Below are 15,125 nucleotides of genomic sequence, written 5' to 3'. Positions count from 1 at the left end.
GTAAAGCCTATTCTGATGCACAAAAACCAGTTGGATATTATGCGCTTTTAACGCACATGTCACAACAAAGGAAGCAGGTCTTTTATTACGAGAGCCTAAAAAGACCGCTTAGGCTATAGCGCTTTTTCTAGCTTCAAAAACGTACCATCTACCAAGGTGTAAGTATTGATATTTTCCTGAAAAATCAGTGTCGACCCAATGATTGCCTCGCTATCTGAACAATCCAAATTAACTTGGGTGATCTTGTCATCACTAAAGTCTAATGAAGAAGGTGATGTCCCAAAAGTAGCGTGAAAGTCACTTCCACTCATCTCTTCAGATGTATACACAGGCGACTCGCAAAAGGCTTGGTCAAGTTTCGCCTTCTCTTTTTCATAGGTTACAGAGCGCCCGAGAAACTGCTCTGATTCAGCTGTTGAGTGAGCAGTTATGCCCACATTATAAGCCTTAGTAACAACCCAAGTCCCTTCATAATAAGCGGGCTCTTGAACAGCACAACCTAAGGTTAGCGCACATATCCCAAACGCACCAATAACTAGGCTATGAAACCGCCAAAACCTTTTGACGTGTCCAATAATACTCAATTGACTCTCCACATATAAAATTCATTAAAAATAAGTAGTGTAACGTAGAAGCCCTATATAAAATTCACTTGAAGTCACTTGACTATAGAGCCTTAAACCTTTTTTATGGTTCTCACTAAACGCCCAAATACCAACATTCAGCGACCAAAGAAAAAAGCTGCGTTTACTCGCAGCTTTTCAACAATCACTTCATTGATGATTAATAAATGTGGACTAAATTCATTTTTTCAACCTAAAGTTTCAATTGGGTTGCCTATAGCTTATTCAGTTTTGGTCTATTTCAACCCGACCGTGTACCGTAGAGATATCTACATTTGCAGCGCCACCGTTGTGGATAAAGCGTAGCCAGCTACCCGGGCCATACTTCGGTTTTTGGGCTTTTTCATCGCTAATATTATTCACAATATTTCCACCTGCGTGTGTCTCAATATCAAACTGGGCTGACACATCATCTTGGAAAACAAATTCCATCGCACCACCAACCGAATTGGCTTTAATACTGCCATTCGAATTCAGCCCCAATTTAGCGAAAGTACGGCCGTTAACGGTATTTATCTGCAGGCTATCAATATTTTGCAACGATAGATCAATACGTCCATTCACAGTTTCAACAGATAAGTCAGGGCTGCTCGATGCTATATCAAGCTTTCCATTTACCGCTGTAAAACTCACAGGCGTGGTACCTTCGTGCGTTGCTTCTATATCGCCGTTAACCGTGCCGGCTTCTAAACGGCCTCTGACGTTCTTTAATAAGATATCGCCATTCACAGATTCAACCTCTACGCGCTCACCAATGTTTTCCAGCGTGACATTGCCGTTAACAACTTCTACATCTACCGCTTTTGTTATTCCTTTAGCTTTCACATCCGCGTTAACTGCGGTGTAATGAAGGTCGCTTGCCGATGGCACGTAAATTATCAGGTCGTCACCATCTCGACTCTTCTGATACCAACTCTTTGAGTGGTGCTCTACCTCCACGTGAATAACAATAACATCGCCGCGCTTTTCGAAAATAAATTCTTCGGTTTGATCACCAAGCTCTCCTGTTACCCGTACCTGAGCTTTATCCCACACTCGGATGTCAGCCTTTCCATCGATATGTTCAATATCAACTTTAGGAGAGGATGAGGTATCAATGGTTTTATCAACTTTTTCACCCGCAAAGGCGGCAGTAGCAATGCTTAATAATGCCGTAGTTAGCACAGCTTTAACCCTGTTCGATGTGCTGAACGTGTGCGTTAACTTATCCGATATTGTGTTTTTCATATTTTTAGTCATTTTAAAGCCCTTATTAAATTTGCTGCCACTTGGGCGCGTGCACTCGCTCAATTAAGGCAATTTGCTGTTGATATACATGATGCAGCATCTTTATTAATGCTGAGTTGTCTGGATCGTCTTTTAACGCCGCTTTAATAACATCCGCGGCATCATCTAATTCTTTCAGCTGCTCCTGCCAGTCTTGGGTTAGCGCAGGTGTACTTTCATAACTTGCTAGCAGGCTGTTAACTTGCTGCTGCTGTTGGCTGCTCATTGCGTCAATTAACGCGTATCCACTGCTTCGACTTTCATCGCTTTTGAACGCAAAGGGAGCAGCAAACCACAAGACAGTGACCAAACAAACACTGGCAGCTATAGCCATCCATTGTCTTGAAGTTACCGTAGAACGTGAGCTCTCTTCATTTGAAGCATCGCTCTGTTGAGACGCTATGCCTAGCTCAATTCCACGCCATAGATCCCGTTCTGGATGTTTCTCCTTCGATAACCCAGACACATGCTGAGCAAGCTTGTCATCAAAATCACTCATCATCGACTCCCATAAAATCTTTCAATAATTGCTTAGCACGGAAAAATTGCGCTTTGCTTGAGCCCACTGCCATATTCAACATGTTGGCAATGTCTTCGTGTCGGTATCCTTCAAGTGCGTGAAGTACAAAAACCATTCTGGCACGCTCTGGTAGGCGAATAATCAATGCTTCCAAATCCACATCGGTGCTGTTCTCTTGCGCTGGCATTTCGTTAATGCCGCTATTTTCCAAGTTAAACATGCGCTGCACCCAGCCTTTCTGTTTGCGCATGTAGGAAATGGTAATGTTTGCCGTTACACTATGTAGCCACGTAGAAAACTGGCTTTGCCCATCGAAATTATCAAGCTTTTTCCACAGCTGAATAAAGACTTCCTGAGACGCATCCTCTGCCATGCCTTTTTCACCAGTAAGCCGATAACACAGTGCGTAGACTCTGCCAATATGTTCGTCGTAAAGAGACCTAAACGCCTGTTTGTCGCCCTCTTTCGCTTTAGATATAAGCTCGTGTTCGCCTTTGTTACCAAACACCACATTGGCGTGTACAACACGTTGTTGTGTGTGCTCCATTATTTTCTCTTTGTTATTTGTGATGCTGATTAGCATTATTAGTGTTATAAGGTTAGTCGTACCCTATAGTAGAAAGGTTTAAATACACAAAAATAATTTTTTGGAGTTGCCATGTCTGCCACCTTTACTGTTAATGCTTTGTTTGCTGGAAAACCTCAACCGCTTGGTCCTCGTGGGGCACCAAGTAGTATTGTTAAAGCCTCCGTCGATGCGTTAACCGTGCACATGGACAGAACCGATGAAGACGAACAAGCCAACAAACGTCTTCACGGTGGGCCAGAAAAAGTGCTTCATCAATTCAATCCGACCAACTATCTAACATTAAGAAAACACTTTCCTGAAGGCGAATTCTCGCTAGGCAGTATTGGCGAAAACATCAGTGTTGAAGGCATGGACGATGCCACCGTTTATATCGGAGACATTTGGAAGTTCGGCGAGGTAGAGTTGCAAGTAAGTGCACCGCGTGCGCCTTGCAATAAAATTTCTCACCGCTTTGGCATCCCCAACTTAGATAGATTTGTTGGAGAGCGAGGCATTACTGGCTGGTACTACCGAGTTATTAAAATCGGCACCATTAACGTTGGCGACGAAGTGACACTACTGCATCGTGAAGACGATACAGTCAATGTTCACACCCTAATGCAGTGCGCACACACGAAAGCCGACAAAGCATTGGCTGAAAAGCTAGCTAAGCTGGAACCGCTTGATGATGAGTGGCGCGGAAAATGCCAAAAGATTGCTGGTAAGATTGCGAATAAATAGGCCATTTATCCGTAGCTTAAATTAAAAAGACGCCTGTTCACCTTCATTCAAAATAACCCAAGGCATAGCGGGTTCTAGTTGCTTTTTCATTTTCATCAGTCGAAATAGCGCAGAATGTGAGGTTTTGTCACCCATCATCCAGCTCGCATTTCCATAGCCCCAGGGCACTACGGCTTTACAGCCTAGGTCTTGGGCCGCAACGATGGCATCTTCTGGCGTTGTATGTACCTTGCGATACCATTTAGGTGAGGTTTCGCTGAAATAAGACGCTATGGGTAACAGGCAAACATCAATATCACCAAAGCGAGCTTTAATATCTTTGAAGTGAGGTGAGTACCCTGTATCCCCCGCAAAAAATAAGGTGTTACCTTCATGTTCAAAGACCCAGCCGCCCCATAATGTTGCATTGTCGTCCTCATATAAATACGGCACCCAAATTCGGTTACTGAAGTGATGAGCTGGCACGAAGTGAACAGAGGTTTTGCCTACGTTTTTGCTGGTGTACCACGCCATTTCATTAACCGTATAGCCTCTATTAGGAAAATGCGCTGCGAAACCTAACGGAACAAGATATTCTGGCTTTGTCCCTAATTCGGCAATATCGGCCTTATTAAAATGATCGTAATGAATATGGGAATAGACCACTGCATCGGTTTGTGTGAGTTTGTCTTCATCTACCTTAGCGGGTTCTTTGCGGCTGAACCCCTCCGCCAATCGAAACGCCCAGTTAACGGGCCAATCAAACTGCCCAAACACGGGGTCGATAAGTATTTGCTCGCCACCTGCGGTATTGAGTAAAAAGCTTGCGTGCCCTAACCAGGTAACGGTAAAGCCGGTGTTTAAGTTCACTGGCGGGTTGTTGCCAACAAACTGACAATTTTGCATGTCACTTTCACATTCGATATCTGCAGACGCTGGGTAGCAATCATCAGTACAGGTGACGGGGTAAGTCTTAAAACGGCCGTAAATATTGCTAAATCTATCCTCGAAGCCCGGTGTATCTGAGTACTTAATTACCGCTTCGTCACTATCAACCTGAGTAACCTTATTCGGCATTGCGCACCCTGTCACATTAATTGAAATTAAAACAGTGGCTGCAACAGTCGCTAAAAACGTCCTCTGCTTTGTTAGCTTATCTAAACAGCTCATCATTTTTAGTATTCCGTCCTTGTAATTCAACTCTTGCAGATAAAGGCTTAAATCTGTCGCTATATCTATATTCCATTAACTCCCTTATAAGAAAGCCGCTTTTGAAAAGCTTGCGCTAGAACACAGCATCACGATAGCCACCATTGTAAGACAAGAAAACAATCGCTTAACAGTAAATTTGTAACAAGATAAAAAGTTGAATAGAGCAAAACCGAGAAGTTGCAAATGATAATTATTATTATTAATATAAAATAAAATTTATTTCTTAAGCCGTTATGTGTAAAACCCGAATACTCATTATTGAAGATGACGCGACGTTAAGTGAACAAATTACTCAGCTACTGCAGGCTCGAGGATTTGACACTCGCCATGAAAACGATGGTCATGCCGGATTGCACGCTGCGCTCGAGGAAAACTTTGATCTTGTGTTACTCGACATTCGCCTTCCGTCGTTAAATGGTCTCTCATTGCTGCATCAACTCAGGCAAATTAAACAAACACCTGTAATGATGATTACAGCATCTGGTGCCGAGCAAGAGCGAATTGAAGGCTACCGCAAAGGCGCAGATGACTACTTACCTAAGCCCTTCAATTTTACAGAAATGATGCTTCGCATCGACGCAATACTAAGGCGTAGCAAAGCGATGAATAGTTCGGGTACGCAAAAGTCAGAAATATTAGTTGATGTGCTTTACCTAAATCGCATTCAACAAGTAACTAAATATCACGCTAAAGTGCTCGAATTCACCCCCATACAATTTAAGCTTCTTTGGATGCTTGTAGAAAACAAGGGCGAAACCTTGAGCAAAGCATTTCTTTACCACAGTGTGCTCAATAAACCCTTTTCTCGATATGACCGAAGCCTAGATATGCACCTTTCTAGAGTACGCAAAAAGTTAGTTGAAACGGGTATGCCCCCTGAGCGCCTTGCCACGGTTCATGGTCAAGGATATCGCTTCTCGTGAAAAATAAATTGCTTTGGCGGCTATGTGCATTCATCGCTGTTGGCACTGTTTTGCTATTTTGGGCCATTGCTTGGCTTACTAATCACACCGAAACTAGCATGAGCTTTTTAGATAAGACTCATCAAGAAACCCTTTACGCCTACGGGAAGGAAGCCGAAAAAATCTATCTGGAAAAGGGAGAAGAAGGGTTAGCCGTTTTCTTAAAAGAGATAAGAGCGAAAGAGAACACCTGGCTTGCTGTGCTTAACTCTGAAATGACAACATTCGCAGATACCAAGATGTTAGATGAGTTTGCTGATAGGTTTCAAATTGGGCGGAGCCCTGAATGGAAAATACATTTGTATTTCTCTGAAAACCCTGTAATGGAAGTGCCTTTTGTAGACAACAACACGCACTTTTTGATTCAGCTTCCACAGCGGATGCGCCCAGGCTCGTTATTACTCGCCACCCGTCTATCATTACAAATTGCATTACCTTTAGTCATACTAAGTCTATTGAGTTTTATGCTTTATCGACATGTTATGACACCGCTTAAGCAGCTAGAAAGGGCAACAAAAGACTTTGCTAACGGTAACTTAGAAGCCCGTGCAATGGCTACGATGCCCGAGCGAAATGATGAACTGACTACACTTGCTCAAACCTTCGATAAAATGGCGCAAAGAACGAGCAGTCTCATTTATAACCAAAGAAGTTTGCTTGCAGACCTTTCTCACGAGCTTCGCACGCCTCTTGCCCGCATTGATATGGCGATAGACTTTGTAGAGCAAGACATTAATCGTGAACAAGCCCTTTCACGCCTGCGCTATGAAGCAAGTACGATGAGAGAGCTTGTTGAAGATACCCTAACCTTTGCCTGGCTAAATACAGAATCGCCTCAATTAAATAGCGATGATTTTGACCTTGTAGAGCTTATCAACGTTATTTGTGAAGATGCCCGCTTTGAATACCCAGATAGAACCTTATGTGTGAGCACGCCGGAATGTGCGAGTATAGAAAAAAGCAGTCAGCTTGCTTTGGGGCAGGCATTAGAGAATATTATTCGTAATGCTTTGCGTCATACCCCTGAGCAAAGCAAAGTGAGTTTAACGCTGACCAGCGATAACAATAACTATGTTATCACGGTTAAAGACGAAGGCACCGGCGTCCCTGAATCAATGCTAGACGCCATATTCGAACCTTTTTTCAGGGTAGACAAGGCACGGGCAGCCAAAAACTACGTCCATGCCGCAAAGCGCTCTGGCTTTGGTCTTGGGCTTGCACTGGCGAAACGCCAAATTGCCGCGGTCGGCGGCGACATATCAGCATGCAATCGCGCAAGTAAAGGCGATGAGCAGATCAATAACGCTTATCTAAATAAAGATGCAAGCGCAACAAAGCAGACAGGACTGATGGTCACCATCACCCTGCCTAAGTTTTCTGATGCGGCTTTCGCAAATTGAGAAGCCTTTTCACACCAAGCAGTGTGCCGGTATAAACTAAGATACAGCAAAGCAAGCTAACCAATCCTGCTATAGTCTGGCCTACAAAGCCAAAGTATTCTCCGGTATGTAGAAACCGAGAAGTACCCCAAGCCTGACTCCCTTTGGGCCAATCGGTTTTGTACAGTGTCCTAGCGATGTCACCTGTTCCCGTGTCGAAATACAGAGAATATGCTAGCTCTTGACGGTGCCCGATACTCTTATCAATATAAAATCGTGCAACGCCCTCACTTTTACCAATTTCCATCCACATGGAGTACCAATCCTGATAGCCATGCTCATTGGCATGTTGCCGCGCTTTATTAAATAACGTGTGGTAACTGACAACGTCGGCGTCTAGCGTTTCGGGCATTGCCTTCTTTTCACGAGCAGGTACTTGTTCACCATACATGCCATACAGTGCCTTGTTAGCCCATTCAAAATAAAACAGCGTAGCCGTCGTTCCAATCACAAGTAAAAAAGGCACTGACCACATACCAAAAACAAAATGCCAATGTCGGCGTCGATGTTGTTTGTTTGTGTATTTTTGCCGCAACCACATTTGCTGCATTAAGGACTTTTTCGATATGTGTTTCGGCAACCAGATGATGACACCCGATAACAGCAAAAAAATAAAAATAAGATTGCTATATGCCGTTATGGTTTTGCCAATTAATTTGTAATCGCCTTCCATTAAGAGGTATCGATGGAGGTCAGTGATGAAGTGAAATACTTCTTCAACAATCCCTTCTCCCTCTCTTAATATGTCTCCGGTATAGGGGTGAATAAGATAACTATGCTCACCCGCCCACGCCGGAATGGCTGCTCCTTCTCTATTTACCCATCGAACGAAGATATGCGCTTCGTTAGGATGCTTTTTGCGAAGTAGTGATACAACTTGGTCGGTCGAGATCACCGACTTTTCAATATCAATGGTTTGCGCATAAGCCATTTCACTTAGCTCTTTAAACTGGCGCTCATAAGTTAGCAATACCCCAGTAAAAGCCATGATAAAAACGACAACGCTGGCCAATAAGCCAGCAAATAGGTGGGTCCAAAAGACCCACCTTTTAAACGTGGAAAAGTTCATCTAAAGGCGTTACTTAGAAATCGTAAGTCACTGACAAACGAATATCACGCCCCGCCTCTTGAGGGCCAACAACGCTAGGGAACACTTCGCTGTAATCACCCACACTTGAATGGTCGATATAGGCTTCATCAAACAGGTTAGTAACAGCAAGGTTGAGACTAAGGTCATTTGTTACTTCCCATTCGCCATAAATATCCACTAGGGTGTAGTCTGCTTTGTTAAGTGAATAAAGCGAATCAGTCCAGCCATTTTCTAGGGCCTGATGAAGGGTATCTATATTGATATCATCAACCATAGTAATGTTGAAGCCAATGCTGATGTCAGCCGTAACAGTATAATCTGCACCAAGCACCCAGGTATCGCCGCGGCTATTACCTAAGCCCACAAACTCGTACCCGTTAATATCGATGCTGTTATACGGTACGCTGTACAGGCCTTCACGAGGCATCAGCTCAACGTCTACGCTTGAAAACCCAAAGTACAGGTCAACAGAGTCCCAGCGATACGCAAGGTTAAACTCTACGCCAGATGATTCTAGGTCGCCGATATTATTAAATACCGAGTTACCTTGATAACCGCTAAATAGCACATCGTCAATGGTAGACTCATAAGCGCTAAGACGCGCGTTTAGATTATTGGCGCTGTATTCAATTGACGCTTCGATATTGGTAACAGTTTCAGGCACCACGTCGCTAGCAACAACAGGAACGTCTTTGCCATCGTATAAGTACTCATCTAGGGTGAAGCCATCACCAATTTGCTTGCCGCGCGCCGCTTCTGCGTAGCCAAGACCAAGGGTCCAAGCTTCGGTAAGCTGATACTCAAGACCTACGTTAAAGCTGAGCTCATCATCGTCTAGCCCAGATGGCTCATCGGTAACTGGTGTGCCGTAATAGTCATCAATAAGAATTTCTTGCTGGAAGTCAAAATCGTCATAACGAACGCCATAACTTAACAACAACTCTGGCGTAATGTTGCTATGAGCCTGAGCATAGATACCTAAGACACTACCTTCTTCTGCATTTTGAACAGGGCCCATTCCAGGGCCGCTCTCAACTTCGTCTTTGCGATAATCGATACCATAGGTAAATACATGGTTAGTAACGTCGCTCGTATTTCTAATATCAAACCCATAGGTATCGATATCAGATAAGAAGTCAAAGCGACCGCCACGGAATGACGATGAAGTTTGATATGCTGTGGCTTCTAAAAACACCATCGCACTATGGTCAAAACGATAGTTCGCAACATAGGTATCACGCTCTGCTTCACTAGGATAAAGCGGGGCACCTTCTAGTACTACCCAGTTAGGTCTTGCCGAAAACTCACCCTCTTCATCGCGCTGCTCTGCACTTATTGAAAGGTATTGATTATCCGCAATGTAGCCACTGGCTTTAAGGAACATGAGATCTTGATCTGCGGCAGTACCTAGTACTTCATTGCCGTCACCGTCTTCAAAGTTATCTCTATCTACCGTGCTGTAATAACCTAGTAAGCCCCAAGTGTCGCTTAGCTTTCCATAAAGGCTACCACTATATCGGGTACCATCGTTTGAGAAATAACTCGCTTTTACTCGACCACCAAATTGTTCGTCTTCTTTTAATAAATCCTGTGCATCTTTGGTCTTGAAGCGAATTGAACCGCCGATAGCACCTGGGCCGCTGGTTGCTTCACCGGCACCAGCCTGCACATCAATTTGCTTTAAAAGATCAGGGTCTAAAGTAACGCGACCAATGTGGTGAAACAGCGTTGAGGTTTGCTGCGCGCCATCTACGGTTACATTCAAGTACGCGTCTTCTAGCCCGCGAATAAAGATTTTTTGTGCTACACCCACTGAACCGCCAACGCTGACCGACGGCGACTCTCTAAAAATATCCGCTAAGTCATTTGCCTGAAACTGGTCAATATCTTCCGCAGTAATGCTTAAGTTAGTTGCTGCGCCTACCACAGCAACTCGCTCTATAGACTTGGCTTCTTCGTTTTGGTTTTCTAAGGATTGCGCGAATATTACTGGGCTGGATAGCGTGCACACTGCACCAGCTAAGACTAACTTTTTCAAGGGTAACTCCATTTGACAATCAACAATTACAAATAAGAAACATTCTCATTAAGTTTTACCTAAATGGATAGCACTTTTACAATTGTTACACTTCCTCAATTTTTCGCCGTCAAAGACTCACGCTCATCGTTGTAGCGCACTTTCTGGCCCGCACGTAAACGCTCTGCCCCCCTCACAACAACAGAACGCTTCGGGTTCACATCACCAAACACTTCAATTCTATCGCCCATGCCCACTCCTGTTGTCACCTTTACTTGCTCAGCTTCGTTATTTTCATTTAGCTGATAAATAAAAGTACCTGATTTTCTTAGTACCAAAGCGTCGCGGGGTATGGTGACACCATCATGAGTATCGCTGCTAGGTAAGGCCACGCGCACTGCACTGCCTATAGGAAAGTCACCGGGGTTGATGGCAATTCGTAGCTCCATCATGCGCGATGTACTGTTGCCTACCGGTACAATGGCACGAATAGATTCTTCTACTTGGTTCACGTTATTGTGAACACTTACGCTCATGCCGTTAGCAATATAGGGTAATACGTTAAGGGGGGCGCGCACCTGAACTTCAACGCTATCAGGGTTTACCACGCGAAGCAGGGTTTGCCCTACCCCAGTGTATTCGCCCGGCGACTGCAGCCTTTCAACCACCAAAGCCGTAAAGGGAGCACGAATACTGCTTTGTGCTATCTGATACTCGGTGAATTCTAAATCCAATTTGGCTTGCGCTAACTCCTGCTTAGCATTCTCTAAGTCAGCTTCCACTTCCTCTAACTCACCTCTGGACGTGTTTTGACTGGCCTGAAGGTTTTTGTACCTCGCGAGACGTTTAGTAAACAGTTCAACCTGCGACTGCCATCTGGCAATATTTGAGGCATTTTGATTGCGGGTAATGCTTAAGCGAGTATCGTCGACTTTAACTAAAGGCTCCCCTGCTTCAACCACATCACCTACATCTGCCATCCAAGTGATGCGACCGTCTACCTCAGAGGCAAGGTTTGCATCGATAACGCTTAGTACCGTTCCAGGAACCCAGGTTAGTTGTGAAATCGCTTGCTCTCTGGCTTCATCTATTTGTACCAGCACCGGCGGTGGTTGATTGCTATCCTGTGCTTGTGCGCTCAACGATACACTGCTTGCAAATAAGGTAAACAAACTAAGGGCGAGAGTAGAAGTCATTGCTTTCATGGTTGTCTTTTCCTTACACATGATCGTTGTATTTATTTTGTTTTACGGTGGATGAGGTAGTCGGCGAAGCGCCAGTGCTCTCTATGCGCTCGGCCAGGGGTTTGAGTATATTTACAGATGACGTTGAAGCCGTCATGCGCAGCAAGGTAGGCAGTAATAGCAAGGTGAATATGGTACTCACCGTCATTCCTCCCACAATAACAGCCGCAAGACCTCGGTAAATAACGCTGCCTGCACCCGGTAGTAACAGCAGGGGCAGCATGCCAAAGATTGAAGTCAGCGTGCTCATAAAGATAGGCCGTAAACGTAGTTTGATGGCTTGCTCTACCGCGTCATCACGGGTCAGCCCTTCTTGCTCTCCTATACGAGTCTGATGCACGAGTAAAATGGCATTGTTCACCACAAGCCCTAGCAAAATAATGAAGCCAATCATGGTTAACAGGTCCATGGGCTGGAAGGTAAAGATGTTCATGATACGAATAGCAATCACCCCGCCCACCGTGGCTAGCGGAATAGAAAGTACTACCAGCACGCTGTCTTTTAACGATTTAAACAACCCCGCCATTAACAGCAATAGCAACACCATGGCAAAAAGAAAGTTATCAGCCATCGAGGCAATAGCGCCTTTTAGGCTATCCGCGCTACCACCATAATTAATAGCGCCATCGGTAGGCATCATGGCCATAATGGCGGGCTCAACCTCAGAGGTAATCACTTTCATGGCTTCTTCTAAACTCATCCCCTCTGGCGGATTTACGTTTAGCGTAAGGGTTCTTCGACCATCAATGCGCTGAATACGGCTTGGTCCTACGGCTCTTTCAATACCTACCAGTTCGCCTAATTGCACCACCTCGCCTGACGGCGTCATGACTGGCGTGCTATTTAAGTCTTCGGGTGTAAACCAAGGTGCTGAGCGGAAGATAATATTCATGCGTTTGGTGCCATCGAAATACTCCCCCACATACATACCATCACCCATGGCACGTACCAGGTTCCCCATACTGCCCCGATTTAACCCGACTTCCATCATTCGGCTGTCATTAGGGTAAAAGCGAAGCTCTGGTTCGGCTTGCTCTAGAGGAGGATTCGAACGCGCATTAGCGTTAGGGAAAACTTCTCTCAATTTATCTAAACCTGCTTGCGCAGCGATGCCGAGCATGGCTTGGTCGGTACCTTGAAGATGAATGTCGATTGACCGACCGTTTCCAAAGCCGCCGAACAAATTGCCTTGTTGTGAAAAGGTTTGTGTATCGGGCAAATCCTCTAAAATTTCATCGCGAACAATGGCTTCTAACACTTTGACCTTAGACTGATCTTTAGCGCGCACACCCAAATTTCCGCCATTTGGCCACGTAATAATGTAGTAGTTTTTCAGCGCTGGCTGCTTTTCTCCGTCCATATAAGGCTGCAGTCGCTCAACGATAATTGGCATCACTTCTTCACTAATAAAGTTTTCACTGGCACCCGCAGGCAAACTCAAGAAGGCGTCAACGGCATCGCGTTTTACGGGCGGCAAATAATCCATGGAAGGCATAAGCAAAACACTACCTGTAATAGGCACGCCCATGAGTGTTATGACTAATACAAGGCGGCGAAGCGGCGTACTTGATAGCGACATAATAGCGCGGGTTATCTTCGCCCATACCCGCTGTAAGCTATCAGCTGGCATGTTGCCATTGAGGTATCTAGCGGCAACGACAGGCAATACCGTTACCGCAACCACTAGCGACATACACACTGCAATGGCAATGGTAAGAGCGAGGTCAGCAAACAATTGCCCTTCAACATCTTCCAAAAACATGACGGGAATAAAAATAGCGACGGTGGTAGCCGTTGACGCCATGAGGGCACCAAACACTTCTTTCGTTCCTCGATGGGCACAATCCTCCATGTGCGTTTGTGAATTTGGGTCTTTATTATCGATTTCGGCTTCGGCGCTCTTGCGTGTTCTTACAATATTTTCCAGCACGACGATAGCGGCATCTAGCACCATACCTACCGCGAAGGCGAGTCCTGCCAGTGAAATGATATTGAGCGAACGACCGGTAAGTTGAAGCACCACAAAAGTGCTAAGTAGTGAGATAGGAATGGCCAATGCCACAATGAGCGTAGCCCGCAGCTGGCGCATAAAGAGCCAAAGCACGGCAATGGCAAGCAGCACGCCTATAAATAAATTGCTGGTAACTAGCTGCACCGCTCTATAGATAAACACTGAGGCATCAAAGCTTTGCGCCATTACTAACTGTTCAGGGGCCAAGTCCTGTTCGTTTATTTGTGCAACTTTTGCTTTTACGGCTTCTAAGGTAGCTAAAACATTGGCGTTGTTTTGTCTGTCTACGCGAATAGATATAGCCGGATTGCCGTTTTGCACACTGTAGTTTGCACCGTCAGCGCGGGTGATTTTAATTTCGGCAATGTCATTTAGAGTGATAGGGCTGCCGCCTCGCCATTCAAGGATCATTTCACCCATTTGCGTAGGCTCGTAGCGACCTTCGAAACGCAGGGTATAGCGTCTTCTGCCCACATCGACAAAGCCGCCTGAAATATCATTCGCACGCCCCAACTCGTTGGCAACTGCCGTTAGGTCAATGCCTAACTGCGCCGCTTTAAACGGGTCGAAAACAATTTGAAACTCCTCAACGCCGCCAACCCCGCTTTCCATACGCGCCCTTGCAACGCCCGGGATAGATTCAAGCTGAGGTTTAATGACATCGGTAAAAAAGGTTACATAGGTATTAATTTCGTTTGGATTGCCCGGAAGGCGCTGAAGAAAAAAGTAGGTCAAAGCGGGGGCGTCTCCCCCACTTCCAGCAAGCATTATGTTAGGGGACAAGGCATCGCGAGGTAGTGGCGGTACGCGATTCATGCGGCTAATCACTTCAATGAGCGTTTTCTGCATGTCCGTATCTAAACCAAACTCTAGATTAATCCACGCATTACCTTGGTTTGCCCATGCATTCATCGACTCAAGGCCAGGGATGCCTTGCAGCACTTCCTCTTGAGGTTCAATGATCTCCGACTCAATTTCTTGGGGCGACGCAGCGCGCCACGAGGTCTGGATGTTAATATTCGGTCTTTCAATGTCAGGAAACAGCTGTACCGGTAAATTAAACAGGCTATATAGACCTAAAAATACCAGCAGTGTTATTCCTATACCTACCCCAGTCGCGTTTTTTATTGCTTGCTTAGTGATGTCCATAATATGGCACTTATGCTTTTTATTGTTTGGTTTACTATAGGTCGCGGGAATGACAGAAAAAGTTTAAAGCCATGACACTAAGAATTTCAGCGATTATTAACATTTTGTTTAAATACCGTTTAAAAAACGTTATTTATCGCAGATGAGTAGACCTCAAAAATACGCCATTTGTCGGCCCTGGACATATTTACTTACACCCATCGTTAATTAGGCGTCGCGACGTCAAGTGAGGGTACGGATATTTTAAACTCGCCCTTCGGGAAGGTCTGGCAAGCTTCACTCTGGGAATTTAAAAAGCAACGGC

Annotated in this window: 12 protein-coding genes; 3 read left to right on the top strand and 9 right to left on the bottom strand. The window is 45.1% G+C overall.

Features of this window, described 5'->3' with window-relative positions; translation table 11 throughout:
- Positions 1–113: 113 nt before the first annotated feature.
- The 4 genes from ACXAFM_RS10850 to ACXAFM_RS10835 form a co-directional block, all read right to left on the bottom strand.
- Positions 114–584 (bottom strand): hypothetical protein, encoded by a 471-nt coding sequence (locus ACXAFM_RS10850; protein ID WP_474829376.1) that lies wholly within the window; start codon positions 582–584, stop codon positions 114–116.
- A 264-nt stretch (positions 585–848) separates the two neighbouring features.
- Entirely contained in the window at positions 849–1,862 is a 1,014-nt protein-coding gene (locus ACXAFM_RS10845) for a DUF4097 family beta strand repeat-containing protein (RefSeq protein ID WP_474834550.1), read from the bottom strand.
- Between the two features lie 13 nt (positions 1,863–1,875).
- Complete coding sequence (locus tag ACXAFM_RS10840; RefSeq protein WP_474829373.1) at positions 1,876–2,388, bottom strand: hypothetical protein; 513 nt, start codon at positions 2,386–2,388, stop codon at positions 1,876–1,878.
- On the bottom strand, positions 2,381–2,956 hold the full coding sequence (locus tag ACXAFM_RS10835; RefSeq protein ID WP_474829371.1) for an RNA polymerase sigma factor: 576 nt from the start codon (positions 2,954–2,956) through the stop codon (positions 2,381–2,383). The genes ACXAFM_RS10840 and ACXAFM_RS10835 overlap by 8 nt, the downstream gene beginning before the upstream one ends.
- A gap of 111 nt (positions 2,957–3,067) precedes the next feature.
- Between ACXAFM_RS10835 and ACXAFM_RS10830 the strand changes: the two genes are divergently transcribed.
- Complete coding sequence (locus ACXAFM_RS10830) at positions 3,068–3,718, top strand: MOSC domain-containing protein (protein ID WP_474829369.1); 651 nt, start codon at positions 3,068–3,070, stop codon at positions 3,716–3,718.
- Positions 3,719–3,739: 21 nt separating this feature from the next.
- Here ACXAFM_RS10830 and ACXAFM_RS10825 read toward each other — a convergent pair whose 3' ends face one another.
- Positions 3,740–4,870 (bottom strand): MBL fold metallo-hydrolase, encoded by a 1,131-nt coding sequence (locus ACXAFM_RS10825; protein WP_474829367.1) that lies wholly within the window; start codon positions 4,868–4,870, stop codon positions 3,740–3,742.
- Positions 4,871–5,142: 272 nt separating this feature from the next.
- On the opposite strand from ACXAFM_RS10825, the gene ACXAFM_RS10820 reads away from it, so the two are divergent.
- Both ACXAFM_RS10820 and ACXAFM_RS10815 read left to right on the top strand, forming a co-directional pair.
- Positions 5,143–5,832 carry a response regulator transcription factor gene (locus ACXAFM_RS10820; RefSeq protein WP_474829365.1) on the top strand — a complete coding sequence of 230 codons (690 nt, stop codon included), beginning with the start codon at positions 5,143–5,145 and terminating at the stop codon, positions 5,830–5,832.
- Positions 5,829–7,271, top strand: a complete 1,443-nt coding sequence (locus ACXAFM_RS10815; protein ID WP_474829363.1) for a sensor histidine kinase — start codon at positions 5,829–5,831, stop codon at positions 7,269–7,271. Before ACXAFM_RS10820 ends, ACXAFM_RS10815 begins: the two co-directional genes overlap by 4 nt.
- On the opposite strand, the gene ACXAFM_RS10810 is transcribed toward ACXAFM_RS10815, so the two are convergent.
- The 4 genes from ACXAFM_RS10810 to ACXAFM_RS10795 form a co-directional block, all read right to left on the bottom strand.
- On the bottom strand, positions 7,240–8,379 hold the full coding sequence (locus ACXAFM_RS10810; RefSeq protein WP_474829361.1) for a PepSY-associated TM helix domain-containing protein: 1,140 nt from the start codon (positions 8,377–8,379) through the stop codon (positions 7,240–7,242). The two genes, ACXAFM_RS10815 and ACXAFM_RS10810, sit on opposite strands and share 32 nt — an antisense overlap.
- A 13-nt stretch (positions 8,380–8,392) precedes the next feature.
- Positions 8,393–10,438, bottom strand: coding sequence for a TonB-dependent receptor (locus ACXAFM_RS10805; RefSeq protein WP_474829359.1), 2,046 nt, complete (start codon positions 10,436–10,438; stop codon positions 8,393–8,395).
- A gap of 95 nt (positions 10,439–10,533) precedes the next feature.
- The gene (locus ACXAFM_RS10800; protein WP_474829357.1) at positions 10,534–11,622 is read right to left on the bottom strand and encodes an efflux RND transporter periplasmic adaptor subunit; all 1,089 of its coding nucleotides are present in this window, start codon (positions 11,620–11,622) and stop codon (positions 10,534–10,536) included.
- A 13-nt stretch (positions 11,623–11,635) separates the two neighbouring features.
- The gene (locus tag ACXAFM_RS10795; RefSeq protein ID WP_474829355.1) at positions 11,636–14,821 is read right to left on the bottom strand and encodes an efflux RND transporter permease subunit; all 3,186 of its coding nucleotides are present in this window, start codon (positions 14,819–14,821) and stop codon (positions 11,636–11,638) included.
- Positions 14,822–15,125: the final 304 nt, after the last annotated feature.

It is taken from the genome of Alteromonas sp. ABD4_190 (assembly GCF_056160105.1).
This window is presented reverse-complemented; position numbering and strand designations above follow the sequence as displayed.

What these genes read in the sequence shown, in the direction of transcription:
- ACXAFM_RS10845 (WP_474834550.1), bottom strand. Translation starts at nt 1,862, where the DNA reads ATGACTAAAAATATGAAAAACACAATATCGGATAAGTTAACGCACACG.
- ACXAFM_RS10840 (WP_474829373.1), bottom strand. Translation starts at nt 2,388, where the DNA reads ATGAGTGATTTTGATGACAAGCTTGCTCAGCATGTGTCTGGGTTATCG.
- ACXAFM_RS10835 (WP_474829371.1), bottom strand. Translation starts at nt 2,956, where the DNA reads ATGGAGCACACACAACAACGTGTTGTACACGCCAATGTGGTGTTTGGT.
- ACXAFM_RS10830 (WP_474829369.1), top strand. Translation starts at nt 3,068, where the DNA reads ATGTCTGCCACCTTTACTGTTAATGCTTTGTTTGCTGGAAAACCTCAA.
- ACXAFM_RS10825 (WP_474829367.1), bottom strand. Translation starts at nt 4,870, where the DNA reads ATGATGAGCTGTTTAGATAAGCTAACAAAGCAGAGGACGTTTTTAGCG.
- ACXAFM_RS10820 (WP_474829365.1), top strand. Translation starts at nt 5,143, where the DNA reads ATGTGTAAAACCCGAATACTCATTATTGAAGATGACGCGACGTTAAGT.
- ACXAFM_RS10810 (WP_474829361.1), bottom strand. Translation starts at nt 8,379, where the DNA reads ATGAACTTTTCCACGTTTAAAAGGTGGGTCTTTTGGACCCACCTATTT.
- ACXAFM_RS10800 (WP_474829357.1), bottom strand. Translation starts at nt 11,622, where the DNA reads ATGAAAGCAATGACTTCTACTCTCGCCCTTAGTTTGTTTACCTTATTT.
- ACXAFM_RS10795 (WP_474829355.1), bottom strand. Translation starts at nt 14,821, where the DNA reads ATGGACATCACTAAGCAAGCAATAAAAAACGCGACTGGGGTAGGTATA.